This is a genomic window from Sphingomonas sp. SP2, assembly GCF_058313385.1.
This window is the reverse complement of the sequence record NZ_JBZFLD010000002.1, coordinates 216,776-242,278: the sequence shown is the minus strand read 5'-3', so window position 1 is coordinate 242,278 and position 25,503 is coordinate 216,776. Positions and strand designations below refer to the sequence as shown.

Below are 25,503 nucleotides of genomic sequence, written 5' to 3'. Positions count from 1 at the left end.
CCCCAAGCTGCTTTGAGGAGCGCCATGTTGCGCCGCCGTCCTGGCCTCACGCTTGCCGTGCTGTCTGTCCTCGCCGTCGGGGCCGCCGGCACCGTCTTCGCCCAGCTTGAGAGCGGGGATCGCGGGATTCCGCCCATCGACAGCGCCAGCACGCTCGAAATCGGCGGGATCAAGGTCGATGTCGCGGCCAAGGATGCCGAGACCGCGCGGCTCGCCGGCTGGCGCATTTCCCAGCGCGAGGGATTCCGCAAATTGTGGGCGCAGCTTCATCGCCGCCCGGTCGGCGAAGCGCCGACCCTGCCCGATTCCACCCTCGACGACATCGTCAGCTCGATCGCGATCGAGCAGGAACGGATCGCGCCCGGCCGCTATATCGCCTCGCTCCAGATCCTGTTCGATCGCTCGCGCGCCGCCGGCCTGCTCGGCGCCGCCGGCCCGGTCCGCCGCTCGGCCCCGCTGCTGCTGATCCCGGTGATGGTCAGCGGCGGCACCGCGACCACGGTCGAACTGCGCAATCCCTGGCAGCGCGCCTGGGCCGAATATCGGACCAGCAACAGCGCGATCGACTATGTCCGAATCTCGGGCCAGGGGATCGACCCCTTGCTCGTCACCGCCGCCCAGACCCGCCGTCCGGGCCGCGCCATGTGGCGCAACCTCGTCGATTTCTACGGCGCCGCCGACGTTCTCGTCGCGACCGCGCAGGTTCGCCGCCTCTATCCGGGCGGTCCCGCCGTCGCGACCTTCAGCGGGACCTTCGGCGCCGACCGCAAGCCGCTCGGCAGCTTCACCCTCCGTGCCGAGGACAGCGCCGACGTGCCGCGGATGATGGCCGAGGGCGTGCGCCAGATGGACGCGCTCTATACCCGCTGGCTCGCCGCCGGCGCGCTCCGCCCCGACCCCAGCCTGCTTCCGCCGCCGCCGCCGCCGGTGGAGGAAGTGGAGGAAGTGGCCGACGAAGCACCGACCGAGCAGGTCATCCAGATCGCGGTCAGCTCGCCTTATTCGCCGGTCGGCTGGCTCCGCTCGATCCCCGGGGTCCGAACGGTCCAGGAGATTGGCGCGCAGGTGCTGGTGGTCCGCTACAAGGGTTCGGCCGCGCAGCTTGCGGGCGCGCTCAACGCCCGTGGCTGGCAGACCAGCAGTGCGAGCGGCGTCTTCACCATCACCGGCTATGCGCCGCCCCGGCCGCAGCAGCCGCAGCCGCCCGCGCCCGGCGCGCCACCGCCGGCGCAGGGCTCGGCACCGGCCCGTCCGGCGCCCGAGCCGCTGACCCCCGTCACCACCAATACGCAAGGGCGCTGATGCGGGCGCCCGACCAGTTCGCGCTCCCGCTCGACTGGCCCCAGGGAAGCGACGACAGCCGGTTCATCGTCAGCCCGGCGAACGAGGCCGCATTCGAGCATTTCCGCCGCTGGTCGAGCTGGCCGGTCAAGGCGACCATCCTGACCGGGCCGCGCCGCTCGGGCCGCTCCTTGCTCGCGCGCAATTTCGTCGCCCGGGTCGAGGGCCGGCTGTTCGACCGGGCCGAGGCGCATGACGAGGAAGCCCTGTTCCACGCCTGGAACCAGGCGCAGGAGACCGGCCGGCCGATGGTGATGATCGCCGACCGCGCGCCGCCCGAATGGGAGATACGGCTGCCCGACCTGCGCACCCGGCTCGCGGTCACCCCGGTGGTCCGGATCGAGCTTCCCGACGACGCCTTGTTCGGCTCGCTCATCCGCCGCCTGTTCGCCGATCGCGGCCTGCATCTTCCCGACGAGGCGCTGCGTTATATCGTCAGCCGGGTCACCCGCGATTATTGGACGGCGGAGCGCGTGGTCGACGCGATCGACCGCTTCGCCATCGCCAGCCAGGCGCGGCTGACCCTGCCGACCGTCCGCCGGGCGCTCGTCGCGGGCGGCCTGATCGATGGAGGAGGGGAGGAATGAACGCGCCGGCCGAGATCAAGCCGACCCGCCTTCGCGACGGCGAGAGCCGCTATTTCAACCGCGAACTGTCGTGGCTGGCCTTCAACCGCCGCGTGCTCGAGGAAGCCGCCAATCCCGCGCACCCCCTGCTCGAACGGCTGCGCTTCCTCTCGATCAGCGGCTCGAACCTCGACGAATTCTTCTCGGTCCGGGTCGCCGGCCTCAAGGAGCAGCAGCTCGAGGGCGTCGAGCAGCGCAGCTACGACGGCCTCTCGCCCGCCCAGCAGCTCGAACAGATCAGCCGCCACGCCGACCTCCTCATCGCCGACCAGCAAAGGATCGGCGAGGAGCTTCAGTCGCTGCTGGCCACCGTCGGCATGGAAGTGGTCGACGGCGAAGGGCTCGGCCCGGACGAGCGCGAGTGGCTCCGCACCTATCTCGCCGCCGAGGTCTTCCCGGTCCTCACCCCCCAGGCGATCGACCCCTCGCACCCGTTCCCCTTCGTGCCGCACCTCGGCTTCGCGCTCGTCTTCGCGATGGTCGATCCGTCCGACGGCGAGGCGGTCAACGAAGTGCTGATGATCCCGGCCTCGGTCCCGCGCTTCTTCAAGCTGCCGGGCGGGAACAGTCGCTACATCGCGATCGAGGAAGCCATTTCGGCCAATCTCGACATTCTCTTCCCGAGCTTCCGGCTGACCGGCGCGGGCGCCTTCCGCGTCCTGCGCGACACCGACATCGAGATCGAGGAAGATGCCGAGGACCTCGTCCGCCACTTCCGCTCGGCGATCAAGCAGCGCCGCCGCGGCCGAGTCATCCGCCTCGAATTCTCCAGCGGCACGCCGCTCGACATGGAGGAGATGGTCCGCGAGGGCCTGGGCGCCGAACATGCCCTGATCGCCGAATCCAGCGGCTTCATCGGGGTCGTCGACCTCGGCCTCCTGGTCGAAAGCGAGGACCGGCCCGAGCTCAAGTTCGCCCCCTATACGCCGCGCCTGCCCGAACGGATCAAGGAGCATGGCGGGGACTGTTTCGCCGCCATCCGGACCAAGGACATCGTCGTCCACCACCCCTACGAAAGCTTCGACGTGGTGGTCGCCTTCCTCCGCCAGGCCGCGAGTGACCCCGACGTGGTCGCGATCAAGCAGACGCTCTACCGCGCGGGCAAGCAGTCGGCGATCATCGACGCTTTGGTCGCCGCGGCCGAGAACGGCAAGTCGGTGACGGCGGTGGTCGAACTGAAAGCCCGCTTCGACGAGGAGCAGAACCTCCTCTGGGCCTCGCGGCTCGAGCGGGCAGGGGTCCAGGTCGTCTACGGCTTCACCCAGTGGAAGACCCACGCCAAGGTCTCGCTGGTGGTCCGCCGCGAAGGCGGCAACTTCCGCAGCTACTGCCATTTCGGAACGGGCAATTATCACCCGACCACCGCGCGCTTCTACACCGACCTCAGCTTCTTCACCGCCTCCAAGCGCGCCACCCGCGATGCGGCCAAACTGTTCAACTACATCTCGGGCTACGTCCCGCCCAAGGGCCTTGAGACGCTGGTGATGAGCCCCGTCAACCTGCGCGAGAAGCTGACCGGCTGGGTCGACAACGAGATCGCCAATGCCAAGGCCGGCAAGCCCGCCGCCATCTGGGCGAAGATGAACAGCCTGGTCGATCCGGCGATCATCGAGAAGCTCTACGAAGCGAGCGAGGCGGGGGTGAAGATCGACCTCGTGGTGCGCGGCATCTGCTGCCTCCGCCCGGGGCTTCCCGGCCTGTCCTCGAACATCCGGGTGAAGTCGATCGTCGGCCGCTTCCTCGAGCATAGCCGCGTCTGGTGCTTCGCCAACGGCGCCCGCCTGCCGCACGCCAAGGCGCGGGTTCTCATCTCCTCGGCCGACTGGATGCCGCGCAACCTCGACCGCCGTGTCGAGGTCGCCGTCCCGCTCGAGAATCCGACCGTCCACGCCCAGGTCCTCGACCAGGTGATGGTCGCCAACCTCATCGACAACGAGCAGAGCTGGAGCCTCGACAGCGGCGGCAAGTACAGCCGCGTGCCGACCGGCAAGAAGCCGTTCAACCTCCACACCTATTTCATGACCAATCCATCGCTTTCGGGTCGCGGCCAGGCGCTCGAAGGCCGCAAGGTGCCCAAGCTCAGGCTGGAACAGGGCGGCTAGCCGCGCATTCCCTTTCCGGTCCAGGCCGGCCTCCAGTAAGCGTGCCCCGCATCGCCTTTTCACCGGAACAACACAGACCCATGAAATCTTCCTTCGGCCCGGTGGGCATCATCGACATCGGCTCCAACTCGATCCGCTTCGTCGCCTATGCCGGGTCCGAGCGCGTCCCTTCGACCCTGTTCAACGAGAAGGTCTCGGCCGGCCTCGGGCGCGAGCTCGCGACCACCGGCCGTCTCCCCGACAAGGCGATGGACCAGGCGATCGCGGCGCTTGCCCGCTTTCGCCTGCTGGCCAAGGAAATGAAGCTGAAGCGCCTCGACGTGGTCGCCACCGCCGCGGTCCGCGACGCCGAAAATGGCGAGGACTTCCTCGCCCGCGCCCGCAAGGTCGGGATCGAGCCGACCCTCATCACCGGCGAGGAGGAAGCCCGGCTCGCCGCGCTCGGGGTCATTTCGGCCATTCCGACCGCCCGCGGGGTCGTCGCCGACCTCGGCGGCGGGAGCCTCGAGCTGACCCCGGTCAACGGCGGTCAGCCCGAGCCCGGCATCTCGCTGCCGCTCGGTGTGCTCCGGGTGGGCCCCGACGCCAGCGCCAAGCAGATCGCCACCATGCTCAAGAAGCAGGTGCCGCCCTCGATCCTCGCCGCCGCGGCCGAGCGCACCCTCTATCTCGTCGGCGGCTCCTTCCGCGCCTACGTCCAGCTCGACCAGCACAGCGCGGGCTATCCGCTCCACATCGTCCACGGCCACGCCCTCGACCAGGTCCGCGCGCGCGAGCTTCGCCAGCTGATCCGCTCGATGACGCCCGAGCAATTGAAGAGCCGCTTCGGCCTGTCCTCGACCCGTGCCCAGACGCTTCATGCCGCCGCCGCGGTGCTCGAGGCCCTGTTCCGCGTGCTCGAGCCCGCCCGCGCGGTCGCCTCGGCCTACGGGCTTCGCGAAGGGCTCCTTTTCGACCACCTTACCATCGACCGTCAGCACCAGGACCCGTTGCTGGTCGCCGCGCTCGAGGCTGGCGAGAAGCTCGGCCGCTTCGGCGATCATGGCGCCGAACTCGACAGCTGGATCGCACCGCTCTTCCCCGACGACGACGATGCCGCGCGGCGCCTGCGCCTCGCCGCCTGCCTCCTCGCCGACGTGGGCTGGGAAGCCCATCCCGACTTCCGCGCCTTGTGGGCAGTCGACATGGGCGTTCACGGCAATTGGGTTGGCATCGACGCCGAGGGCCGGACCATCATCGGCCGCACCCTGTGGGCGGCGTTCGGCGGCGACGGGCCTTTTTCGCCAAGCCTCGCCAACCTCGTCGAGGAACGCGTCCTCGAGCATGCCGGCCAGTGGGGCGCTGCAATCCGTCTCGCCCAGCGCCTGTCGGGCGGGACCGAGAAGGTGCTCGGCCGGTCGAGCATCGCGCTCGAGGAAGGCGCGGTGGTGCTCCGCCTCAAGCCCAAGGACCGCGCGCTCTACAGCGACGCCGTCGCCCGCCGCCACCGCCAGCTCGCCAACCTCATGGGCTGCGAGGCACGGTTGGAGGTGTGACTGTTCCCCTGCGAAGGCAGGGGCCCAGTGCCCTTCATCGATGAAGAAAACTGGGCTCCTGCGTGTGCAGGTGAACGCTCAACCGCAGCTGACGCGCTTCACCTTGTTCTGCTCGTCGAGATAGATGCGCACGCGGTCCTCGCGGAAGTCCATCGTCACCATCATCCCGGCGCCGACCCACTGCAGGGTCTTCGAGCCCGAGGCGCGGATCACCTCGTTGCCGAGCTCGGCGCTGGCCGGGCGGCCGACGAACTGCTCGAGCATCGTATTGCGGCAGACGTAGCGATCGGCGCTGTTGCCGCCCGGATAGGGCGAACCCGGCTGGGCGGTGGCGCAGGCCGCGAGCGCGAACGGCAAGGTGGTGAGCAACAGGCGGGTCATTCGGCATCCTCCAGGCTGCGGGTCATCTTCAACTTGCCCCCAACGGTTGCGAACGCCAGTCGGCCCTCGACGAGGTCCAGCGCGTCGCGGCCGAATTCCTCGAACCGCCAGCCCGACAGGATGGCGAGGTCCTTGCGGACCCCGGCGGCGAGCGCTTCCAGCTCGTCCGAGCGCGCGATCAGCTTGGCCGCGACGCCCGCTTCCTTGGCCTTGATCTTGAGGAGAAGCTTGAGGAGGTCGGCGACCAGCGCCCCGTCCTTGGTCAGCCCCGGGCGGCTCGGGCCGCGCTCGGGCAGTTCGTCGGGGCCGAGCGGCTCGGCCTCGGCCAGCGCCGCCATCAGCCGCCCGCCGATGTCGTTGTTCTTCCACCCGGCGGAGAGGCCGCGAACCTTGGCGAGATCCTCCTGCGCCTTGGGCGGATGGCCGGCGATGTCGGCCAGCGTGTCGTCCTTGACGATCCGCCCGCGCGGCAGATTCTTGCTCCGCGCCTCGCGCTCGCGCCATCCGGCCAGGGCGCGCAGCCGGCCGAGCACCTGCGGATTGCGGCTCGGCAGCTTGAGGCGCTTCCACGCGTCGGCGGGATCGAAGGCGAAACTCGACGGATCGGCCAGCCGCTCCATCTCCTCGTCGAGCCACAGCCCGCGCCCGGTCTTCTTCAGCTTGGCGACCATCCGCGGGAAGATGGTCGCGAGATGGGTGACGTCGCCGATCGCATAATCGATCTGGCGCTTGTCGAGCGGGCGGCGGCTCCAGTCGGTGAAGCGCGCGCCCTTGTCGAGCGCATGGCCGAGCATGCTCTCGATGAGGTTCGAGTATCCGACCTGCTCGCCATAGCCGAGGGCCATGGCCGCGATCTGGGTGTCGAACAGGGGGTGGGGCACCTTGCCGGTCATGTTGTGGACGATCTCGAGGTCCTGTCCGCCCGCGTGGAAGACCTTCAACACGTCCTCATTGTCGACCAGCAGGTCCCACAGGGGCTTGAGGTCGATGCCCTCGGCCTTGGGATCAATCGCGGCCGCTTCCTCGACGCTCGCGATCTGCAGCAGGCAGAGGTCGGGCCAGTAGCTGTTCTCGCGCATGAACTCGGTATCGACCGCGACGAAATCGTGGCTGCTCAGCCGCTCGACCAATGCGGCGAGGGTGGCGCTGTCGGTAATCAGGGGATGAATCTTCATGTCGGCAGCGCTGTAGCGAGGTGGCGCCGGGTTGACAAAAGGGAAGGGGATGGGGAAGCGCGCGCCATCCTATTATCGTCACCCCGGACTTGATCCGGGGTCTGCCTCCCTTCCTGCCTCACCCTGGCCGACGAAGGAAGGCGGATCCCGGATCAAGTCCGGGATGACGCTCATTCGCGAACGAGAACCAACATGCACGCCTATCGCACCCACCATTGCGGCCAGCTTCGCGGGACCGACGTCGGCAGCGACGTCCGCATCTCGGGCTGGATCCATCGCAAGCGCGATCATGGCGGCGTGCTGTTCGTCGACCTTCGCGACCATTACGGCATCACCCAGGTCGTCTGCGACAGCGACAGCCCGGCGCTCGCCGTCCTCGAGAAATTGCGCGCCGAGAGCGTCGTCACCATCGACGGCTCGGTCAAGGCGCGGGCCGAAGGCACGACCAACGCCAATCTCCCGACCGGCGAGATCGAGGTCTACGCCCGCAGCGTGACCGTCCAGTCGAGCGCGGCCGAGCTGCCCATGCCGGTCGCGGGCGAGCAGGAATATCCTGAGGAAATCCGCCTCAAATATCGCTACCTCGACCTTCGCCGCGAGCGTCTCCACGCCAACATCATGCTGCGCTCGAACGTCATCGCCTCGATTCGCCGCCGCATGGTCGAGCAGGGCTTCACCGAGTTTCAGACCCCGATCCTGACCGCCTCGAGCCCCGAGGGCGCGCGCGACTATCTCGTCCCCAGCCGCGTCCACCCGGGCAAGTTCTACGCGCTCCCGCAGGCGCCGCAGATGTTCAAGCAGCTGCTGATGGTCGCCGGCTTCGACCGCTATTTCCAGATCGCGCCCTGCTTCCGCGACGAGGACGCCCGCGCCGACCGCAGCCCCGGCGAATTCTACCAGCTCGACTTCGAGATGAGCTTCGTCACGCAGGACGACGTCTTCAACGCGATCGAGCCCGTCCTCGCCGGCGTGTTCCGCGAGTTTGCCAACGGCCGCCACGTCACCGAGGGCGCCTTCCCGCGCATCCCCTACAAGGAAGCGCTGCTGAAATACGGCTCGGACAAGCCGGACCTCCGCAACCCGATCCTCATCTCCGATGTCGGCCAGCACTTCACCGGCTCAGGCTTCGGCCTGTTCGCGTCCATCGTCGAGAAGGGCGGCTTCGTCCGCGCGGTGCCGGCGCCCAACACCGCCGACAAGAGCCGCAAGTTCTTCGACGAGATGAACGACTGGGCCCGCGGCGAGGGCTTCGCCGGCCTGGGCTACGCCACCCGCAAGGGCGGCGAATGGGGCGGCCCCATCGCCAAGAACCACGGCACCGAGGGCATGGACAAGCTCGCCGCCGAACTCGGCCTCGGCCCCGACGACGGCATCTTCTTCGCCGCTAGCGCCAAGGAAGCCGAAGCCGCCAAGCTCGCCGGCGCCGCCCGCACCCGCGTCGGCACCAGCCTCGGCCTCATCGACGAGAACCGCTTCGACTTCTGCTGGATCGTCGACTTCCCGATGTTCGAATATGACGAGGAAGCGAAGAAGATCGACTTCAGCCACAACCCCTTCTCGATGCCGCAGGGCGAACTCGAGGCGCTCGAGACCAAGGATCCCTTGGACATCCTCGCCTGGCAGTATGACATCGTCTGCAACGGCGTCGAACTGTCGTCGGGCGCGATCCGCAACCACCGTCCGGACATCATGTACAAGGCGTTCGAGATCGCCGGCTACAGCCGCGAGGAGGTCGACACCAACTTCCCGGGCATGATCGGCGCCTTCAAATATGGCGCGCCCCCCCACGGCGGCTCGGCGCCGGGCATCGACCGGATCGTCATGCTGCTCGCGGGCGAGCCCAACATCCGCGAAGTGGTGGTCTTCCCGATGAACCAGAAGGCCGAGGACCTGCTGATGAACGCCCCGGCGTTCGTCACCGCCAAGCAGCTCAAGGAACTGTCGATCAAGGTCGTCGGCGAAGCCGCCCAGCCGCCGCAGGGCTGAGGCTTTCAGGAGGGGGCAGGGGCGAAAGCTGCCTGCCTCCGCGCCTTTGCGGCGCGCGCACCACCGTTCGTCGCGTCCTTCCCCCGTTCGTCGCCGCGACGCTTGACCGGCGCTCTGCCCGAACCCATCGCCGCCGCACGCGGGCGGACGATCCGCCCTCCTGTCGAACCTTTGGGAAAGCCCCGACCCCATGCTGTCCATTCTCCTTGCCGCCGCGTCGCTGGCGGCCGCTCCGCCCGTCGCTTCGGACGGCGTCCTTGGCCTGTGGAAGACGCAAACGCGCAACGGCATCGTCGAGATCAGCCGCTGCGGCGCGTCGGTCTGCGGCCGCCTCGTCGCCTCGGACGGGCTCAAGGCCAGCCCCAACCTCAAGGACGTCAACAACAGCAATGCCGCGCTTCGCGGCCGCCCGCTCAAGGGCCTGCTGATCCTGTCCGGCTTCAAGCCCGACGGCGCTACCTGGAACGGGGGCAAGATCTACAATGCCGAGGACGGCAAGACCTACAGCGCGCGCCTGACGCCCAACGGCAACCAGCTCCAGGTCCGCGGCTGCATCTTCGTTCCGCTCTGCAAGACCCAGACCTGGACCCGCATTCGCTAATCACTGCTGAAAGACTGACCCCATGTTGAAGCGTAACTTCGCGGCCTTCGCCGCCACGACGACTCTCGCCCTCGCGTTCGGCGCGACCCCGGCCTTCGGCCAGGCCTTCTACCTTCAGGAACAGTCGGTGCGCGGCGCCGGCCGGGCCTTCTCGGGCGAAGCGGCCGACACCGGCTCGCAGAGCCTGTGGTGGAACCCCGCCGCGATCGGCGGCCAGACCGAGACCAGCGGCGCGCTCGGCGTCTCGCTGATCCTGCCCCATGGCCGCGTGGTCGATACCGGCACCCGGATCGTCCGCCCGGGCCAGGCCCCGGCGCCGGTCGGCGGCGAGCCGATCGCCCGCAATCCGATCAACAAGGGCGCGCTGCCCTCGGCCTCCTTTGCCATGCCGCTCAACGACCGCATCGCGGTCGGCATCGCGATCAGCTCGCCGTTCAGCTTCACCACCGACTATGACGCCAACAGCTGGACCCGCTACAGCGCCGACCGCACCAGCCTTCGGACCATCGACATCCAGCCCTCGATCGGGGTCGCGGTCACCGACAATCTGCGCATCGGCGGCGCGCTCAACATCGAGCATGCCAAGGCGACGCTCGGCAATGCGCTTCCCAACCTCTCGCCGTTGCTTCCGGACGGTGCGCAGCGCCTCAAGGGCGACGGCTGGGATCTCGGCTGGAGCGCCGGCCTCCAGTGGCACGACGACCGCGCCACGGTGGGCATCTCCTACAAGTCGGCGATCCGCCACAAGCTGAAGGGCGACCTTGAGGTGACGGGCCTCGTCGGTCCGCTCGCCGGCTCGAACCTTGCGCTGAGCGGCGTCACCGCCCGCTTCCGCACCCCCGACCAGTTCATCGTCGCGACCCGCTACCGGGCAACGGACCAGCTGACGCTCAATGCCCAGTTCGTCCGCTTCGGCTGGAAGAAGTTCGACGCCATCCGCCTCGGCGAGCCGGTCGACGAGGCCCTCCCGCAGAATTATCGCAACAGCTGGAGCCTGGCCGGCGGCGTCGACTATGCCGTCTCGCCCCAGCTCACGGTGCGGGCCGGCGTGCAGCGCGCGCTGACCCCGACCCGCGACGGCCAGCGCGACGCCCGCGTTCCGGACGCCAATCGCTGGAACCTCGGTCTCGGCGGCAGCTATGCCGTGTCGCGCGCCTTCACGGTCGACGCCGCGGCCAATTACGTCGACTTTGCCCGCGCCTCGATCGACCGCCCGACCGCGGCCTATGTCGGCACCCCGGCGCAGACCGTCATCCTGACCTCGGGCGAACTCCAGAACGCCCGCGCGCTGGTCCTCTCGCTCGGCGGGGCCGTCCGCTTCTGATGCACCGCAGGAGGGGCCGCCCCGACGCGGCCCCTCCTGTTCGCCTCCTCGGCGACATGGCGCTCCGTCGCCCCGCTGCCAGCGCGCGCCTCGGCAGATTTCCGACGCCGCTTGCGCTGTAGGACAATAAGTGGTCAACTCACCGGAGCGGTTCGCTGCGCGCTCTTTCTCTTCGTCGACCCCGTGCCTCGACTCACTGAGTCGCCGGCCAATTGTCACCTGTGATTGAAAAGAGGGATCGCAACCGGACCGCGGAGTGTGTCAACTTCGTCAACTTCGCCCGGCAGACGATTCGTCAAACCGGATAGGTGATTTCCATCACTTCCCAGCTCTTCTCGCCGGCGGGCAGTCGGACCACGCGCTCGTCCCCGACTCGGGCGCCGACTAGGGCGCGGGCCATCGGGCTGCCCCAGGCGATCCGGCCCTCGCCGGCATCGGCCTCGTCGTCGCCGACGATGGTGAAGGTGCGCCGTGCATCCTCCTCGTCGGCGAGCTCGACCGTCGCTCCGAAGCGGATGACGTCGCGGTCCGGCTGGGTCGCCGGATCGACCACCTTGGCGTTCTTCATGACCTTGGAAAGGTAGCCGAGCCGCCGGTCGATCTCGCGCAGCCTTTTGCGCCCGTAGATATAATCGCCATTCTCCGAGCGGTCGCCATTGCCCGCGGCCCAGCTGATCGTCTCGACCAGCTTGGGCCGTTCGGTCCCGAACAACTGCTCATATTCGGCCCTGATCCTGGCAAAGCCGGCGGGCGTGATGAAGCGGGGACGGTCATTCATCCCCGGCTCCTAGCCGAGGCGGGACTTGCCGAGGAAGTGGCTGAGCTGCCGCGGTGCCGAGGCGGTCGGGTTCATCCGGTCGTAGACCACCGTATTCTCGAGCACGCGCTGGACGTAGCCGCGGGTCTCGCTGAACGGGATGTCCTCGATCCAGGCGACGACGTCGGTGCCCGGATTGCGCGGGTCGCCGTTGCGGTTGACCCACTTGCGGACATTACCCGCCCCCGCATTATAGCTCGCCACCGCAAGGACGTAATTGCCGTTCCACTGGTCGAGCAGCCGGCGGAAATAGGAGGAGCCCAGCATCACGTTATAGGCCGGATCCGAGGTCAGCCGGCCGAAGTCGTAGCCGACCCCCATCTTGCCCGACTGCTCCTGCGCCGTGGCCGGCATCAGCTGCATCATGCCGCGCGCGCCGGCGCCGCTGACCGCGGTCCGGTCGAAGCTGCTCTCCTGCCGGGTGATGCCATGGGCGACGGCCCACAGATGGTCCTGGCTGAGGGTCGAGCCCGCGACCGTCGGGAAAGCCGCGCGATAATAGAAGGGCGCCCCGTCGTTGCGCGAGCTGCGCGCGGTCCAGACGGCGAGGTCCTGGCGGGCGATCTGCCCGGCGAGCTCGGTCGCAAGCAGGCGATCGCCGTCGCTGTTGAGATGCTCGGACAGCGCCCGGACGAACAGCGCCTGCTCGTCGCGGCGGCCCTGGCTTCCGAGGACACGCACCGCCCGCACCAGCGACTGGTTGGCGAAGGCGCTCCGCTGCATCGGCGTGATCGCCACCGGCGGGGCGGCATTGGGGGCGGGGACGGTCCGGCCCAGCCGCTCGTGGGCGAGCTGGCCGTAGAAGAGGTCGGGATAGGCCGCGGCGCGGGCGAAATGCGCGGTCGCATTCTGAAGCTGCCCGGCCTGCGCGGCGGCGCGGCCGGCCCAGTAGGCGCCCTTGGTCATGACCTGGAGCGAGCGGCCCCCGGTCGAATATTTGTCGAACAGGGTGACCGCCTCGGCCGGTCGCCCAAGCGCCCGGATCGCCATCGTGCCGGCAAGCCAGGTGAGGTTGGTATATTCGTCGCGGACGGTCAGCGACTGGCTGACGATGGTCTGCCCGGCCGGGATCGCGTCATCGACCTGCCGAGCGATGTCGTAGGCGAGCGTATATTGCCGGTCCGCCGCGGCTTCCTGGGCGACGATCCGCTTCAACTCGAGCCACTTGCCGGGATCGACCGGCAGGTAGGTGAAATTGTGCGGGCGGGCGAGGAGCTGGCGGGCGGCGGCCTGCCAGTTGGCTTCGCGCAGGTAGCGCGCCCGGTCCTGCATCAGCCCGGCGTCCGTCGTCACCTGCGCGAGGACGGCATTGTAAAGCGCCTCGGTATTGGGATCGCGCTTCTGCATCGCGATCCGAGCAGCGAAGGCGGGGCGGCGCGCGGCGCTGGTCGAGGCGAGCAGGCGCGCGGCATCGTCGGGGTCGCGGTCGATCAGCAGGCGGTCGACGCGCCGGTCATGGTCGGCGCTGGTGAAGCTCGCGCCGAAGCGCTGGTAGAGGGCGATCTCGTCGATGGCGGCGAGGTCCGACGCGCTCCACGCCTTGCGCGCCGCGGCCAGTGCCTCGGCCTGGCGCCCCTGCGCGGCATAGGCCTCGGCGAGGCGCGCGAAGCCATTGGCGCTGGTCGGTTCGTCGGTGCGGAAGAAGGCGATCACGGTCGCCGGATTCTCCCCGGCGCGCATCTGCCGCTCGGCCGCTCGCCGCATCGCGCTCTCGCCCGGCCAGCCGGGGTAGGCGGTGAGGAAGCGGGCATAGTCGGCGAACGCCCAGCCGGTGCTCGAGCGAAGCCGGCGCCAGTCGTTGAGGGCATAGCCGACGTCGTTGACTGGCGCATATTGCACCGCTGGCTGGCTGGTGCTGACCGGCACGAGCTGAGCCGAGCCCGCGTTCGGAGCGATCAGGGCCAGAGGAAGAAGATAAGCCACCCGTCTCATGCTGGACATACTCGTCGCAAAGTCCTTATCACCGCCTGAACGGACGGGCTGGCAGTCTAGCCCCCCACAAAAATAGAAATAGAGGAAGCGCCCATGTTCTCCGGGTCGATCCCCGCACTCGTGACACCGTTCACCGCAGGTGAGGTCGATCTCGCCGCCTTCCGCGATTTCGTCGACTGGCAGATCGCCGAAGGCTCGGGCGCGCTAGTGCCGTGCGGGACGACCGGCGAGGATCCGACGCTTGACGCCGACGAGCATGCCGCGGTGGTCCGGGCCACGGTCGAGGTCGCAAGGGGACGGATCCCGGTGATCGCGGGCTGCGGCAGCTTCTCGACCGCCGCCGCCCTCAAGAAGATGAAGGCCGCGAAGGATCTCGGCGCCGACGCCGCGCTGGTCGTCATTCCTTATTACAACAAGCCGAGCCAGGCCGGCATTCTCGCTCACTTCAAGGCGCTCGCCGAGGGCTGCGACCTTCCGATCGTCGTCTACAATGTGCCCGGCCGGACGGTCGCCGACATCTCGGTCGCGACGCTGGCCGAAGTGGCAAAGCTGCCGAGCGTGGTGGGCATCAAGGATGCGACCGGCAATCTCGCCCGCGTGACCGCCCAGCGGCTGACCTGCGGCGAGGACTTCTGCCAGCTCTCGGGCAATGACGACATGGCGCTCGGCTTCAACGCCATGGGCGGAGTCGGCTGCATCTCGGTCACCGCGAACGTCGCCCCGCGGCTCTGCGCCGACTTCCAGGCGGCGACGCTGGAGGGGCGCTGGGACGAAGCCAGGGCGCTCGCCGATCGGCTCTATCTGCTGAGCGACGCCATGTTCGCCGACAGCTCGCCGGGGCCGGCGAAATATGGGCTGTCGCGGGTCCGTCCCGGCTTCTCGCAGGAACTCCGCCTGCCGCTCACCCCTCCGAGCGAGGCGGCGCGGGCCGCGGTGGATGCCGGGCTTAAGGCGGCGGGGCTGCTCTAGGCGAGTTCGCCTAGGCCGCAGGCCTCGAGCAGGGCCGCGCGAGCGGCCTCGATGTCGCGGATCAGGGCAGGGTTAGCGAGATCCTCGACCGCAATCTGCTCGGGCCAGGTTCGGGCGATGATTTCGGCCAGCCGGTCGAGCCTGTCCTCGTCGACGAGGAATCGCGGGTCGACCGTTGCGGGATCGCAGACGACGCGGAGCCTGAGGCAAGCGGGGCCGCCACCATTGGCCATCGACTGGCGAACATCGACCACCCTCACGTCGCGGATCGCGCCATTGCCGGCGAGGTGGCGCTGGAGCCAGTTCCAGACCGATGGCGTTTCGCGCGCTTCCTCGGGCACGATCAGCGTCGGGCGGCCGTCGGGCGGAGTCACCAGCTGCGCGTTGAAGAGATAGGAGCGGATCGCGTCCTCGAGGCTCACCTCGCTTGCCGGGACTTCGACATAGTCGAGCTCGGGAAAAATGCCGCGAAGCTCGGCGAGGAAGCCGTCCTTGTCGGCGAAGGCCAGCTCATGCGCGAAGAGCACGCGCTCGTTGGCAACGGCAACCACGTCATTGTGGAAGGCGCCGGCGGCAATGGCTTCCTCGGACTGCTGGACGAACAGGGTCCGGGCGGGATCGAGCCGGTGGTGGCGGGCGATGGCGCGCCCGGCCTCGACATGCTGGCGGGCGGGGAAGGGACCGCCGGTCACGCCATAGACGAAGACTTCGACGCCCGGCTCCCCGTGGCCGCCAGCGAGCCGCATGTGGTTGGCCGCGCCCTCGTCGCCGAAGGTGGCGGGGACTGGTCCGTGGACCGCGAAAGCGGGGTCGGCAAAGGCGACACGAAGCTGCGCGAGCGTCGCCACCCACTCGTGGCTGCGGTGAACCATGGTGCGAAGGTTGGCGACGGTGAGGTGGGTGCGGCCGTCGACGGTGTCGGGCGCCGGGCTGACGGTCGCGGCATTGGCGGCCCACATGGCGCTCGCGCTCATCGCGTTGGCGAGAAGGGCGGGAGACGCCTCCTCGGGCGTAGTGCCGAGCTCGGCGAGCCAGGCGCGGGCCGGGCGCGGCTGGGGTAGGAAGATGCCTTGGGGCAGGCCCAGGCGCAGATTGGAACGCATCTTCTCCAGCCCCTGCAGCGCGGCGGCACGGGGCTGGCTGACGGCGCCAAAATTGCGCGCGGAGGCGAGATTGCCGAGGCTGAGCCCGCCATAATTGTGGCTGGGGCCGACGATCCCGTCGAAGTTGATCTCGACGAGGCTCATCGCGCCACCGCCAGCACCTCGGCGCCCTCGTCGATCTCGAGCAGCTCGGCGGTCTCGCGGCTGATCCCAAGCCCCTTGCGCCCGACCTTGCGGACCTCGGCGAGGACGCAGCGGAAATCGCGCAGGCGGCCCGCGGCGAGCAGCATCTTGACCTTGCCGCCTTCGCCGACCTCGGCGATTGTTTCCGCGACGCTCTCGCGGATGGTGCGGACATTGTCGGTCGGGGCGGTGACCGTGGGTCCGCCGTCGAAGATGTCGATGTAGCGGTCGAACACGAGGCCCTCCTCCTGCAACATCCGGAGCGCGGCGCGGCCGGTCGGGTGCGGCTGGCCCATCACCGCGCGCGCCGCCTCGGGCAGGAGCGAGACGTAGATCGGCGTCTTGGGCATGAGGTCGGCGATGAACTGGGTCCCGTTGACGGCATTGAAGCCGTCGGCCTCGGGGAAGGTCATGTCGAAGAAACGGCCCGCGAGCGCGTCCCAGAAGGGCGAATTGCCGGCTTCGTCCATGACTCCGCGGAGTTCGGCCAGCAGCCGGTCGCCGAAGCGCTGGCGATGCGCCTTGATGAAGAGGTAGCGGCTGCGCGCGAGCAGCATGCCGAGCCCCCCGGCCCGCATCTGCGGGTGGAGGAACAGCCCACCGACCTCGCTCGCCCCCTCAAGGTCGGTGGTCAGCGTCAGCATCTGGTTGCGGAAGGTCTTGCCGAGCTCGGGGCTCCACTGGGTGAGCGTGGAGAGATGGTAGGAATAGAAAGCCTGGGTGACCCCGACCTGGCCGAACACTTGGCAGGTGCCGCGGATGACCCCGGCCTTGGGATCCTCGAGGACGAAGATGAAGCAGTCGTTGCCCTGCTTCTCCTCGGTCTTGTCGAAGGCGAGCTCGGACTTGGCGAGCTTTCCGACCAAAGTGCCCTTGTCGGCGGGAAGATTGGTGAAGCCCCCGCCGGTCAGCTTGGCCATCTCGTAGATGGCGTCGAAATCGTTCGGCGTGGCGGGGCGGATCCGGAAGCTCATGCGTCCTCACTGGCGAGACGGGCAAGGACAAGTGTCGACAGCGCCGCGCGCTCGGCCAGGGACTCGGGGATCAGATATTCCTCCTCGCTGTGAATGGCGCCGCCGCGAACGCCCATGGTGTCGACCACGGGCACGCCGCAGGCCGCGATATTGTTGCCGTCGCAAACCCCGCCGCTGTCCTTGCGTCCGATAGTCTGGCCAAGGTCGCGGCCGGCATGCTGGACCAGCGCGAACAGTTGCTCGGCCTCGGGGGTGAGGGGCTTGGGCGGACGGCCGAAGCCGCCGTGGGCATGGATCTGGACGTCGCGCGCGGAAGCGACCGCGGCGACCATCCGCGCAATCTCCCGCTGCGCCTCGGCCTGGAGGTCGGGCGTCCGGGGGCGGAGGTTGACGCGCAGCACCGCATGGTCGGGCACGACATTGTTGGGACTGCCGCCCTCGATCCGCGCGACATTGACGCTGAGCCCCGGGCGACGAAGCGATTCGAGGAGCAGCGCGAGCTCGGCGGCGGCGGTGATGGCGTTCCGGCCATCCTCGGGATTGCGCCCCGCGTGGGCGGCGCGGCCGGTTATACGGAAGGAGAAATTGCCCGAGCCCGGGCGGGCGCCGGCGAGCGTTCCGTCGGGGAGCGCCGAGGGTTCGTAGGTGAGCGCGGCCCGCTTGCCGCGCGCGGCGGCCGCGAGCAGCGGGGCGGAGGAAGCCGAGCCGACTTCCTCGTCCGAATTGATGACGACTTCATAGCCGGTGGAGGCGGCGTCCGGGTGGCGCTCGAAGGCGGCGAGGGCGGCAATCATCACCGCGATCCCGCCCTTCATGTCGGCGACGCCGGGACCGTTGACTCGCCCATCGGCAAGGTCGCGAACGTCCTGGAACGGGTGGTCGGCCGGATAGACGGTGTCCATGTGCCCGGTCAGCAGAAGCTGGCGGCGGGCCTCGGGACGGACGATGAGATGAAGGTGGCGGCCATGGGCGATCTCGACCTCCCGGCCCTGGCTGTCGAGCAAGGTGACCGGCGCCGGGGTCACGAAGGCAAGTTCGCCCGGAAGGACCGCGAGCGCGTCGGCGAGGACATCGGCCATGGTGGCGAGCCCGGAAAGGTTGGTCGAGCCGCTGTTGATGCTGGCCCAGGCCCGCACCTCGTCGAGCCGGCAGGAATCGGCCGCATGATCGACCAGGCTGCGTTCGACGGACGAAAGTTCCCCCATGGCTGAGCCCTTAGCCGGGGGCCCGCCGGAAGGCGAGGGGGCGGCACGCACAAGAAAAAAGCCCCGGCGGTGAGGCCGGGGCTTTTCTATCTGTCTGGCTGAGGCCTGAGACTTAGACCGGGCTGACCGGGGTGATCTCGATGCCCTGGCTCTTGCCGCTGCTGGCGATGAGGGCGATGGCGCCGGCCAGAACCGCGAGGCCAGCGATCAGCGGAAGAACGCCGAGGCCGGTGCCGCCGACGGCTTCCGGAACGACCGCGACCGGCTCGTTGCCGACCGGAGCGACCGGGGCATCAGTGGCCGGAAGGACGCAGCCCGGGGTGCCAGCCTGCGCCGCAGTGGTCGCAGCAGCGCCGCAAAGCGCCTGGCTCGAGGACTGGCCAGCGAACGCCGACAGCGCAGCCCACGGGCTGTACGAAGCCGACTGCGCCTGCACGGCCGCCGACGCCGGAGCGCTGAGGGCAATGGTGGCGGCGCCGGTCATGGCGAGAACACGGGCTGCGACGCTCTTCATCAACTGACTTACTCCTGAATTTGTCGCCTCATGACCTAAATCTAGGTCATTGCCAAGGCCTAAACCGACTAGCTTGCCGCTCGTTCCACATACCATGGTGTCAACATGGTCACCTGGTTTTTACGCTCCTGTTTGGCGGCAAGTCGCCCCAGATCGAATTGTTCGTCGAACCGGACTCCGAACCGGTTCCGCTGTGCCCAGCGCACGAGACCGGTAACCGGGCCCACGCCGACGATGTCGATCGTCAAAGACTTACCGGGTGTTACCGGGGAAGCACACTCGACCAGGGCGCCCATCGCCGAGATGTTCCGCAGGCGGACCTCGGTGACCTTGCCTTCGAGCGCGACGAGGGCACGGCGCATCAGCCGCTGGCGCGGTTCGCGGACGAACTGGTGTCCGTCGGCCTCGACGCTGCGGCTGCGGGCAAGGGTGGTCGCGTCGATCAGGTCGGCGGGCCGGCCGAAGATGAAGCCCTGAATCTGGCTGACCCCGAGGTCGCGCATCAGCTGGAGGTCGTCATGGGTCTCGACGCCCTCGGCGACCGTATCCATGCCGAGGCTCTCGGCGAGGGTGACGATGGCGCGGATGATCGCCGCATTGCGGCTCGACCGCGACGCCGCGCCGCGGACGAAGCTCTGGTCGATCTTGATCTTGTCGAACGGCGCCTTCTTCAGATAGCCGAGCGACGAATAGCCGGTGCCGAAGTCGTCGAGCGCGAGGCGGACGCCGAGTTCCTTGAGCTTGGCGAAGGTACCGTCGGTGGCGTCGCTGTCGGCGAGGAACACGCCCTCGGTGATCTCCAGCTCGAGCCGCGCAGGCTTCACATTATGGACCTTGAGCGCGGCCTCGACGATCTCGACGATCTTGGGATCGTTGAACTGGATCGGCGACAGGTTGACCGCAATCCGGACGTCCTCGGGCCAGGTGCGGACCGCGGCGAGGGCGGCATTGAGCACCCATTCGCCGACCTTGCCGATCATTCCGCATTCCTCGGCCAGCGGAATGAAGTCGGCCGGGGAGATGGCGCCGCGCTTGGGATGCTGCCAGCGCACCAAAGCCTCGAAACCCGCCATTTCCTCGCCGGCGGCGCGGACGATCGGCTGGTAGACGACGCTCAGCTCATTGCGTTCGATCGCGCCACGCAGGTCGTTCTCGAGCATCTGGCGATTGCTCGCCTCGGAATGCATCGAGGCCTCGTAGAAGCAATGCTTGCCGCGGCCCTGCGCCTTGGCGGCGTAGAGGGCGAGGTCGGCGTTGCGGATCATCGAATCGGCGCACGAACGACCCGGATCGCCGATCGCGATCCCGACCGAGGCGCCGATGGTCACGCGATGCCCATCGAGCATGTAGGGCCGCGAAACCTGATCGATCAGCGTCTTGGCGAGGCTTTCGAGGAGGCCGATGTCGACCTGGCCCGGAAGCACCGCCTTGAACTCGTCGCCGCCGAGGCGGCCGATCTTGCCATGTTCGCCCATCACCGAGGTCAGGCGCTGCGCGACCTGCTTCAGCAGCGCGTCGCCGGCCGGATGGCCGAGCGTGTCGTTGACGTTCTTGAAGCGGTCGAGGTCGATGAGGAAGAGCGAGCAGCCCTTCTGGCGATGGGCGGCATTACGCAGGCCTTCGTCGAGCGTCTGGCGCATCATCGCCCGGTTGGGCAGGCCCGTCAGCGAATCGAAGCGGGCGAGGCGGCTGATCTCCTGCTCGGTGCGACGCTGTTCGGTGAGGTCGGTGCCGATGCCGCGGAAGCCGAGGAAGCGGCCATTGTCGTCGAAGATCGGATTGCCCGACAGCGACCAGTGGACGTCCTCGTCGCTGGCCGGGCGGACCACCACGTCCGAGAAGGGGAAGCGCGCCGAAAGGTGGAAGCCGAGCGTGCGCTCCTCGCGCAGTTCGTCGCCGCTGCCATTGTCGACAGACAGGAGGTCGGTGAACTGGCGGCCGAGCAGCGCCTCGGGCGAGGTCTTGAAGTCATCGGCCAGCTGCTGGCTGACGTAGGAGAGGGTGCCCGAGGCATTGGTCTCCCAGAACCAGCCGCGGCCGCTATTCTCGAATTCCTCGACGAAGTTCAGTGCCTTCTTGGCGGTCCAGTCGAGCAGCAGGCGGCGGCGCGAGCTTGCCAGCATCATGCGGGTGATGCCGATCGAATATATGGCGGTCGCCATGCCGAGCAGCGGGATCGCGGCCTTGAGCAGCGGATCGTTCGAGAAGAGATTGACCCCGACGGTAGCGAGCAGGGCATTGATGATGGCGGCCGGGGGCGAGCCGATGCTGAGCATCGCCTTGACCGCGAGCCCGGCGCCGAGCGCCAGGGGAAGGAAGCTCCGGTCGGCGAGCCCGCCGTAGGCGGCGCCCCCGAACAGCATCCAGAGAAGGCCGCTGGCGGCAAACCAGACCATCACCAGCCGGGCGGTCAGGACCGGCGACAGGTTGATGCGCTTGCGCAGCCCGAGCATCAGCGCCGCACCAAGGTCGAGCGCGATGGCGGCAATGATCGGCACGATTGCGAGCAGGAGCGACGAATAGGCCATGTGCGGCACGCCGCGCACGAGCAGGATCATGCCGATGATGCCGTGGGTGATCCCCAGCAGCCAGGGCGCATAGGCCCACATGGCCACGCGCTTGGACTGCAGGGTGAAGTCGTCGTCGGTTTCCGGTGGGAGGACGTCGAACGTCATCGCCTCGCGCGCGGACACGCGCACGTCACGGCGATTCTCGGTGCTGATGGTGACTCGTGTCCGACGCATGATGGTTCCTGCCCGATCCCCCCGAGCACGAACACATTATGCGTCGACGCGTTAACGGAATGTCACATTCGGAGCATTAAACAACCATCAACCCTGTTCGGGAAGGAAGTCCGGCACCGACAGGTAGCGCTCGCCCGTATCATAGTTAAAGCCGAGCACGCGCGGATTGGCGCCGAGCTCGGGAAGCTTCTGGGCAATGGCGGCGAGAGTCGCGCCCGAGCTGATCCCCACCAGCATGCCTTCCTCGCGCGCGGCACGGCGGGCCATTTCCTTGGCATCCTCCGGCGCGACCTGGATGACGCCGTCGAGGATCGACGTGTCGAGGTTCGACGGGATGAAGCCGGCGCCGATGCCCTGGATCGGGTGCGGCGCGGGGTCGCCGCCCGAGATGACCGGCGACAGCGTCGGCTCGACCGCGAACACCTTGAGGTTCGGCCAGCGCTTCTTGAGTTCGCGCCCGGCGGCGGTGATGTGCCCGCCCGTGCCGACGCCGGTGATCAGCGCGTCGAAACCGCGATCGTCGTCACCGAAGTCGGCGAGAATTTCGGGAACGGTCGTGTCGACATGGACTTGGATGTTGGCGGGATTGTCGAACTGCTGCGGCATCCACGCGCCGGGGGTCGCGGCGACGATTTCCTCGGCCCGCGCGATCGCGCCCTTCATGCCCTTTTCGCGCGGCGTCAGGTCGAAGGTCGCGCCGAAGGCCAGCATGAGGCGGCGCCGCTCGATGCTCATGCTGTCGGGCATGACGAGGATGAGCTTGTAGCCCTTGACCGCGGCGACCATCGCGAGGCCGACACCGGTGTTGCCGCTGGTCGGCTCGACGATCGTGCCGCCGGGTTTGAGGTGGCCGTCACGCTCGGCCGCTTCGATCATGGCAAGCGCGATGCGGTCCTTGACCGAGCCGGCCGGGTTCGACCGTTCGGACTTGATCCAGACCTCCGCATTGCCGCCGAACAGGCGATTGATGCGGATGTGGGGGGTTCCTCCGATGGTCTGAAGGATATTGTCGGCCTTCACGCTGGCTTCTCCTCTTGGATGGCGTTGGCGAGCACTTCGGGTGGCGGGTCGAAGGTCTTCGCCCGCTTCAGTTCGGGGAAGAGATAGGACCACGCCCCCGCAATACCAACCGCTGCCGCCCCGCCGGCGACCACGGCGCCCACCGGACCGAGCAAAGCGGCGGCGACGCCCGACTGCAATTCGCCCAGCTCATTGGACGCGCTGATGGCAAGCCCGCTTACCGCCGAAACGCGGCCGCGCATCATGTCGGGCGTGTGGAGCTGGACGAGGCTCGAGCGGACATAGACCGACAGCATGTCGGCCGCGCCGAGGAAAGCCAGGATGACGAGGCTGAGGAGGAAATTGCCCGACAGGCCGAACAGGATGGTGAGGAGGCCGAAGGCGGCGACGCTCCACAGCATCTTGATCCCGACATTGTTGCGGAGCGGCTGCCAAGCGAACCAGCCGGCGACCAGCGCCGCGCCGATCGCGGGTGCGCCGCGCATCAGCCCGAGGCCCTCGGTACCCACCTGGAGGATGTCGCGGGCGAAGACCGGAAGCATGGCCGTCGCCCCGCCGAGCAGGACCGCGAACAGGTCGAGGGTGATGGCGCCGAGCAGGAAGCGGTGACGGCGGACATAGGTAAGGCCGTCGACCATTTGTCGGATCGGGTGCGGATGGCCCTCGATCGGCGGAGGGACGATGCGCCGGACGGGGGTCAGGCAGAGGATCGCCACGAGCATCAGCGCGGCCGCGGTCCAGTAGGGAAGGGGGGCGCCTGCGGCATAGAGGAAGCCGCCGAGCGCGGGCCCCGCGACCGAGGCCGACTGCCAGGCGATCGACGACAAGGCGATCGCCTTCGGGAGCAGCTCGGGCGGCACGATATTGGGCGCGATCGACGACATGGAGGGGCCGACGAACACCCGCGCGACCCCGTGGAGCGCGGCGAAGGTGAAGAGCAAGGGGAGGTTGAGGACGTCGGCAGCGGTGGTAAGCGCGAGGCTGATTGCCACCAGCATGTCGACCGCATTGGCGCAGCGCGCCACCGTCCGCCGCTCGAAGCGGTCGGCGGTCCAGCCGGCGACCGGGGTCAAAAGCGCGAGCGGCACGAATTGCACCGCGCCGAGCAGGCCCAGCATCAGCGAGGCCTGACGGATGCTCATGCCGTAGTCGGCGCGGGCGACGTCATAGACCTGGTAGCCGATGATCACGACCATCCCCATGGTCGCGAGGACGGCGGCGAAGCGCGCGCACCAGTAGAGCTGGAAGTCGCGGATCTGGAGTGGCGAAGTGGGCATCGGGCTCAAGCGTTCGGACTCCGGTAAAGTGCCTCGGCGAAATAGAGGCCCTCGGCCGGGGCGTTGAGCCCGAGGGCGGCGCGGTCCCTGGCCTCGAGCGCCGCGCGCATCTGCTCGGGCGACCACTGGCCCATGCCAACCATGCCGAGGCAGCCGACCATCGAGCGAACCTGATGATGAAGGAAGGAGCGGGCGGCCGCGTCGACATGGATCTCGTCGCCGACCCGTTCGACGTCGAGCCGGTCGAGGGTCTTCACCGGACTGTCCGACTGGCAATGGACCGAGCGGAAGGTGGTGAAGTCATGGTGGCCGACGAGGTGCCGTGCGGCCTCGGCCATCCGTCCGGCATCGAGCGGCTTGGCAAGGCGCCAGGCCCGCCCGCGGTCGAGGGTCAGCGGAGCCCGGCGATTGCTGATCCGGTAGAGGTAGCGGCGGCCGGTGCAGGAGAAGCGCGCATGCCAGTCGGGCGCGACCTCCTCGGCGGAAAGGATTGCGACGGGGTGCGGACGGAGGAGGGCGTTCAACCCTTCGGCCAGGCGATGGCCAGTCAGTTCCTTTTGCAGATCGAGGTGCGCCGCCATCGCCAGCGCATGGACCCCGGCGTCGGTCCGGCCCGCCGCGTGAGCGGTGACTTCTTCGCCCGTCATGCGCCGGGCCGCTTCCTCGAGCGCGCCCTGGACCGACGGACCATGGTCCTGGCGCTGCCAGCCCATGAACGGCGCTCCGTCCCATTCGAGGATCAGCTTCCAGCGGGTCACGCGAGGAGGGTTCCGGGCGGGATCGGAAAGCCGCGCAGGAAGTCGGGAACGCTCATCGGGCGCGAGCCGGCGCGCTGGACGAGGGTCGGGCGAAGCGCCGCCGTCCCGCAGGCGATGGTCAGTGCCTCGTCGAGCACCGTTCCCGGCGCCCCCTGGTCATGAGTGAGGGTCGCGGCGAGGAGCTTGATCCGCTCGCCGCCCGCCTCGAACCAGGCCCCGGGCGAGGGCGAGAAGGCGCGGACCTGGCGCTCGGTAAAGGCGCCCGCGCGGGTCCAGTCGATCCGTGCCTCGGCCTTGGCGATCTTGGGGGCGTGGGTGACGCCCTCGGCGGGCTGGACGACAGGGGTGGAAGGGTCGGCAAGTTCCTCGACCATCAGCCGGGCGCCCATCAGCGCCAGCTCCTCGGTAAGGTCGGCGACATTCTTGTCGGCGATGGCGGTGCGGCCGACGCGCAGCATGGGTCCGGTGTCGAGCCCGGCTTCCATCTGCATGATGGTGACTCCCGTCTCCTCGTCGCCGGCAAGGATTGCCCGATGGATCGGCGCGGCACCCCGCCAGCGGGGGAGTAGGCTCGCATGGACGTTGAGGCAGCCGCGGCGGGGCGCGTCGAGGATCGCCTGCGGCAGGAGGAGGCCGTAGGCGGCGACCACGGCGGCATCGGCGTCGAGCGCCGCGAACGCCTGCTGTTCCTCTTCGCCGCGAAGCCGCTCGGGCGAACGGACGGGCAGGCCGAGCGCCTCGGCCCGCAGCTGCACCGCGGTCGGCTGGAGCTTCTTGCCGCGCTGGGCAGGCCGCGGCGGCTGGCAATAGACGGCCGCAATCTCGTGCCCGGCGGCGACCAGGGCATCGAGCGTCGGCACGGCGAAGGCGGGCGAGCCCATGAAGACGAGGCGCATAGCCGCGCGCTATGGCCTAGCGGGCCGCAAATTCCTACAT

At 68.6% G+C, this 25,503-nt stretch carries 21 protein-coding genes; 8 read left to right on the top strand and 13 right to left on the bottom strand.

Annotation, left to right across the window (positions count from 1 at the left end; genetic code table 11):
• The first annotated feature begins 24 nt into the window (after positions 1 to 24).
• The 4 genes from AC4GYU_RS11815 (at position 25) to AC4GYU_RS11800 (ending at position 5,604) form a co-directional block, all read left to right on the top strand.
• Positions 25 to 1,302, top strand: coding sequence for a heavy-metal-associated domain-containing protein (locus AC4GYU_RS11815; RefSeq protein ID WP_491087149.1), 1,278 nt, complete (start codon positions 25 to 27; stop codon positions 1,300 to 1,302).
• On the top strand, positions 1,302 to 1,928 hold the full coding sequence (locus tag AC4GYU_RS11810; protein WP_491087148.1) for an HdaA/DnaA family protein: 627 nt from the start codon (positions 1,302 to 1,304) through the stop codon (positions 1,926 to 1,928). Before AC4GYU_RS11815 ends, AC4GYU_RS11810 begins: the two co-directional genes overlap by 1 nt.
• Positions 1,925 to 4,069 (top strand): RNA degradosome polyphosphate kinase, encoded by a 2,145-nt coding sequence (locus AC4GYU_RS11805; RefSeq protein ID WP_491087147.1) that lies wholly within the window; start codon positions 1,925 to 1,927, stop codon positions 4,067 to 4,069. Before AC4GYU_RS11810 ends, AC4GYU_RS11805 begins: the two co-directional genes overlap by 4 nt.
• An 80-nt stretch (positions 4,070 to 4,149) precedes the next feature.
• Complete coding sequence (locus tag AC4GYU_RS11800) at positions 4,150 to 5,604, top strand: Ppx/GppA phosphatase family protein (RefSeq protein WP_491087146.1); 1,455 nt, start codon at positions 4,150 to 4,152, stop codon at positions 5,602 to 5,604.
• Between the two features lie 78 nt (positions 5,605 to 5,682).
• Here the strand turns inward: AC4GYU_RS11800 and AC4GYU_RS11795 are convergent, their stop codons facing one another.
• Together AC4GYU_RS11795 and rnd are read right to left on the bottom strand one after the other, a co-directional pair.
• Complete coding sequence (locus tag AC4GYU_RS11795) at positions 5,683 to 5,985, bottom strand: I78 family peptidase inhibitor (protein WP_491087145.1); 303 nt, start codon at positions 5,983 to 5,985, stop codon at positions 5,683 to 5,685.
• On the bottom strand, positions 5,982 to 7,160 hold the full coding sequence (rnd, locus tag AC4GYU_RS11790; protein WP_491087144.1) for a ribonuclease D: 1,179 nt from the start codon (positions 7,158 to 7,160) through the stop codon (positions 5,982 to 5,984). The genes AC4GYU_RS11795 and rnd overlap by 4 nt, the downstream gene beginning before the upstream one ends.
• A 192-nt stretch (positions 7,161 to 7,352) precedes the next feature.
• Here rnd and aspS point away from each other — a divergent pair, with 192 nt between their 5' ends.
• The 3 genes from aspS (at position 7,353) to AC4GYU_RS11775 (ending at position 11,071) form a co-directional block, all read left to right on the top strand.
• Positions 7,353 to 9,146 carry an aspartate--tRNA ligase gene (gene aspS, locus AC4GYU_RS11785; RefSeq protein ID WP_491087143.1) on the top strand — a complete coding sequence of 598 codons (1,794 nt, stop codon included), beginning with the start codon at positions 7,353 to 7,355 and terminating at the stop codon, positions 9,144 to 9,146.
• Positions 9,147 to 9,336: 190 nt separating this feature from the next.
• A complete protein-coding gene (locus tag AC4GYU_RS11780) occupies positions 9,337 to 9,747 on the top strand; it encodes a DUF2147 domain-containing protein (RefSeq protein ID WP_491087142.1) in 411 nt (136 codons plus the stop codon).
• Positions 9,748 to 9,769: 22 nt separating this feature from the next.
• Positions 9,770 to 11,071: an OmpP1/FadL family transporter gene (locus AC4GYU_RS11775; RefSeq protein ID WP_491087141.1), complete on the top strand. Its 1,302-nt coding sequence runs from the start codon at positions 9,770 to 9,772 to the stop codon at positions 11,069 to 11,071.
• Between the two features lie 295 nt (positions 11,072 to 11,366).
• Here AC4GYU_RS11775 and greB read toward each other — a convergent pair whose 3' ends face one another.
• Positions 11,367 to 11,849, bottom strand: a complete 483-nt coding sequence (gene greB / locus AC4GYU_RS11770) for a transcription elongation factor GreB (protein ID WP_491087140.1) — start codon at positions 11,847 to 11,849, stop codon at positions 11,367 to 11,369.
• Positions 11,850 to 11,858: 9 nt separating this feature from the next.
• Positions 11,859 to 13,811 (bottom strand): lytic transglycosylase domain-containing protein, encoded by a 1,953-nt coding sequence (locus AC4GYU_RS11765; protein ID WP_491087139.1) that lies wholly within the window; start codon positions 13,809 to 13,811, stop codon positions 11,859 to 11,861.
• A 102-nt stretch (positions 13,812 to 13,913) separates the two neighbouring features.
• On the opposite strand from AC4GYU_RS11765, the gene dapA reads away from it, so the two are divergent.
• Positions 13,914 to 14,789 carry a 4-hydroxy-tetrahydrodipicolinate synthase gene (dapA, locus tag AC4GYU_RS11760; protein WP_491087138.1) on the top strand — a complete coding sequence of 292 codons (876 nt, stop codon included), beginning with the start codon at positions 13,914 to 13,916 and terminating at the stop codon, positions 14,787 to 14,789.
• Here dapA and AC4GYU_RS11755 read toward each other — a convergent pair.
• The 9 genes from AC4GYU_RS11755 to fmt all read right to left on the bottom strand — a co-directional run bounded on the left by AC4GYU_RS11755 (position 14,786) and on the right by fmt (position 25,463).
• A complete protein-coding gene (locus AC4GYU_RS11755; protein ID WP_491087137.1) occupies positions 14,786 to 16,036 on the bottom strand; it encodes an N-succinylarginine dihydrolase in 1,251 nt (416 codons plus the stop codon). The genes dapA and AC4GYU_RS11755 overlap by 4 nt on opposite strands.
• On the bottom strand, positions 16,033 to 17,049 hold the full coding sequence (locus AC4GYU_RS11750) for an arginine N-succinyltransferase (RefSeq protein WP_491087136.1): 1,017 nt from the start codon (positions 17,047 to 17,049) through the stop codon (positions 16,033 to 16,035). The genes AC4GYU_RS11755 and AC4GYU_RS11750 overlap by 4 nt, the downstream gene beginning before the upstream one ends.
• Positions 17,046 to 18,254 carry a hydrolase gene (locus AC4GYU_RS11745; RefSeq protein ID WP_491087135.1) on the bottom strand — a complete coding sequence of 403 codons (1,209 nt, stop codon included), beginning with the start codon at positions 18,252 to 18,254 and terminating at the stop codon, positions 17,046 to 17,048. The genes AC4GYU_RS11750 and AC4GYU_RS11745 overlap by 4 nt, the downstream gene beginning before the upstream one ends.
• A 112-nt stretch (positions 18,255 to 18,366) precedes the next feature.
• Positions 18,367 to 18,768, bottom strand: a complete 402-nt coding sequence (locus AC4GYU_RS11740; protein ID WP_491087134.1) for a hypothetical protein — start codon at positions 18,766 to 18,768, stop codon at positions 18,367 to 18,369.
• 68 nt (positions 18,769 to 18,836) lie between these two features.
• Positions 18,837 to 21,512: an EAL domain-containing protein gene (locus tag AC4GYU_RS11735; RefSeq protein ID WP_491087133.1), complete on the bottom strand. Its 2,676-nt coding sequence runs from the start codon at positions 21,510 to 21,512 to the stop codon at positions 18,837 to 18,839.
• 87 nt (positions 21,513 to 21,599) lie between these two features.
• Positions 21,600 to 22,532: a cysteine synthase A gene (gene cysK / locus AC4GYU_RS11730; RefSeq protein ID WP_491087132.1), complete on the bottom strand. Its 933-nt coding sequence runs from the start codon at positions 22,530 to 22,532 to the stop codon at positions 21,600 to 21,602.
• The gene (locus AC4GYU_RS11725; RefSeq protein WP_491087131.1) at positions 22,529 to 23,809 is read right to left on the bottom strand and encodes an MFS transporter; all 1,281 of its coding nucleotides are present in this window, start codon (positions 23,807 to 23,809) and stop codon (positions 22,529 to 22,531) included. The genes cysK and AC4GYU_RS11725 overlap by 4 nt, the downstream gene beginning before the upstream one ends.
• Before the next feature lie 5 nt (positions 23,810 to 23,814).
• Positions 23,815 to 24,567 carry a tRNA pseudouridine(38-40) synthase TruA gene (gene truA, locus AC4GYU_RS11720; RefSeq protein ID WP_491087130.1) on the bottom strand — a complete coding sequence of 251 codons (753 nt, stop codon included), beginning with the start codon at positions 24,565 to 24,567 and terminating at the stop codon, positions 23,815 to 23,817.
• Positions 24,564 to 25,463, bottom strand: a complete 900-nt coding sequence (fmt, locus tag AC4GYU_RS11715; protein ID WP_491087129.1) for a methionyl-tRNA formyltransferase — start codon at positions 25,461 to 25,463, stop codon at positions 24,564 to 24,566. Before fmt ends, truA begins: the two co-directional genes overlap by 4 nt.
• Between the last annotated feature and the right edge of the window lie 40 nt (positions 25,464 to 25,503).

Coding starts and splice junctions, on each gene's coding strand:
- AC4GYU_RS11755 (WP_491087137.1), bottom strand. CDS start 16,036: ATGAGCCTCGTCGAGATCAACTTCGACGGGATCGTCGGCCCCAGCCAC.
- AC4GYU_RS11815 (WP_491087149.1), top strand. CDS start 25: ATGTTGCGCCGCCGTCCTGGCCTCACGCTTGCCGTGCTGTCTGTCCTC.
- AC4GYU_RS11780 (WP_491087142.1), top strand. CDS start 9,337: ATGCTGTCCATTCTCCTTGCCGCCGCGTCGCTGGCGGCCGCTCCGCCC.
- AC4GYU_RS11775 (WP_491087141.1), top strand. CDS start 9,770: ATGTTGAAGCGTAACTTCGCGGCCTTCGCCGCCACGACGACTCTCGCC.
- AC4GYU_RS11795 (WP_491087145.1), bottom strand. CDS start 5,985: ATGACCCGCCTGTTGCTCACCACCTTGCCGTTCGCGCTCGCGGCCTGC.
- AC4GYU_RS11800 (WP_491087146.1), top strand. CDS start 4,150: ATGAAATCTTCCTTCGGCCCGGTGGGCATCATCGACATCGGCTCCAAC.
- AC4GYU_RS11750 (WP_491087136.1), bottom strand. CDS start 17,049: ATGAGCTTCCGGATCCGCCCCGCCACGCCGAACGATTTCGACGCCATC.
- AC4GYU_RS11735 (WP_491087133.1), bottom strand. CDS start 21,512: ATGCGTCGGACACGAGTCACCATCAGCACCGAGAATCGCCGTGACGTG.
- AC4GYU_RS11740 (WP_491087134.1), bottom strand. CDS start 18,768: ATGAAGAGCGTCGCAGCCCGTGTTCTCGCCATGACCGGCGCCGCCACC.
- AC4GYU_RS11745 (WP_491087135.1), bottom strand. CDS start 18,254: ATGGGGGAACTTTCGTCCGTCGAACGCAGCCTGGTCGATCATGCGGCC.
- AC4GYU_RS11810 (WP_491087148.1), top strand. CDS start 1,302: ATGCGGGCGCCCGACCAGTTCGCGCTCCCGCTCGACTGGCCCCAGGGA.
- AC4GYU_RS11725 (WP_491087131.1), bottom strand. CDS start 23,809: ATGCCCACTTCGCCACTCCAGATCCGCGACTTCCAGCTCTACTGGTGC.
- dapA (WP_491087138.1), top strand. CDS start 13,914: ATGTTCTCCGGGTCGATCCCCGCACTCGTGACACCGTTCACCGCAGGT.
- rnd (WP_491087144.1), bottom strand. CDS start 7,160: ATGAAGATTCATCCCCTGATTACCGACAGCGCCACCCTCGCCGCATTG.
- greB (WP_491087140.1), bottom strand. CDS start 11,849: ATGAATGACCGTCCCCGCTTCATCACGCCCGCCGGCTTTGCCAGGATC.
- aspS (WP_491087143.1), top strand. CDS start 7,353: ATGCACGCCTATCGCACCCACCATTGCGGCCAGCTTCGCGGGACCGAC.
- fmt (WP_491087129.1), bottom strand. CDS start 25,463: ATGCGCCTCGTCTTCATGGGCTCGCCCGCCTTCGCCGTGCCGACGCTC.
- AC4GYU_RS11805 (WP_491087147.1), top strand. CDS start 1,925: ATGAACGCGCCGGCCGAGATCAAGCCGACCCGCCTTCGCGACGGCGAG.